Below are 1,177 nucleotides of genomic sequence, written 5' to 3' on the forward strand. Positions count from 1 at the left end.
ACGAGCGTACCGGCGACAAAGCAATTGGGAGGAGCCAGACAGCCAGCAGCGGCCGCATCCTCGGCTGCCTTGCCGGTCGTGCTATCCGGCGTTGCCTGTTCAGCGGGAGCCGTGCCTCTCGTCTCTGCGCTATCGGTCGTCTTTGACGTGGACGCGCCCGTGCCAGTCTTCGTAGCGTCCACGGTCTCCGGCAGCTTGTCTGCCGCAGCCGCCGCCTCCGCTGCCTCGGCTTCCGCCTTCGCGCTAACTCGAACTTCGATTTCTTCCAAAACCTTGTTCGTGAGCTTGCTCCCCGCACTCAGAGCGACCTCGGCGGCTTTGGCCCCCACGGCACCAGCCACGGTCCACGTAGCCTCTTCGCCCGCCGACTTGATCTGCTCGGGATCGTGGGAACTGACCTTCCCCACCTGGTTCATGAAGACGCTGATAGGCGCCAGGTCGACGACGAACTTCGTCACGTCGGTAGCGGTGATGTCCAGCGGCTTATCGCTGACGTACCACTGCATCGTCTTCGACTCGTAGGTGCTCGGAAGTCCCACGTTCAGCGCTGCGGACGCTCCCTGAGGTCCAGCGGCAGCCGCCCCTGTCATGGCGTTGTTCAGGCCGTTCAACGCATTGGCCGCATTGCTGAGGTTGCCGACCGTCAGATCCTTGCCATAGGCGAGTGCTTCTTTGCCGAGCGCCACGCCGGCATCCCACGCTTTGCCCGGCGCGCTCTTGATGCCGTCCACGTAATACTTGGCCTGTTGTGCAGCAAGGGTCGTCTGCTGCTCCTTGTTGGCCTCGTAGAGCTGATAGCTGCCGTCAGCCTGCGGCACCTGCACGTACGCAAGGTCGCTGCCAAAGATGAAGGTGTAGGTGCAAGCGCCCGCCGGCGCATTGCAGCCCGGCACAGGGAATGACGTTTGAGTCCTCGCTCCGTTGGGCATCGGCAACTTTCCGGGTTCAGTGCCAAGCCACGTGCCATTGGCCTGCTCGATACCGCCCGACGGCGTCTGCGCGGCCAGCTTGTAGCTGCCGATGGTTGTGTTCAGCAGTTCGGTGTTCTTAGTGTGATCGTCGTAAGCCGCCGTGCCTCGCGCATCCATGCTCACGCCGGAATCGCGCGCAAGGCTCGCCAGAATCTGCTCAGCCAATGGATCGTTGCTCAGATTGCCGAATGCGAGCTTGTAAGCGC

The 1,177-nt window shown here is 62.8% G+C and carries 1 protein-coding gene; it reads right to left on the bottom strand.

Going from position 1 to position 1,177, the window contains the following annotated elements:
- Positions 1-1,177 (bottom strand): hypothetical protein (locus CS062_RS26520; RefSeq protein WP_199174362.1); only part of this gene is annotated, 1,177 nt, incomplete at both ends.

It is taken from the genome of Roseateles chitinivorans, from assembly GCF_002761755.1.
GTDB lineage: Bacteria > Pseudomonadota > Gammaproteobacteria > Burkholderiales > Burkholderiaceae_C > Roseateles > Roseateles chitinivorans.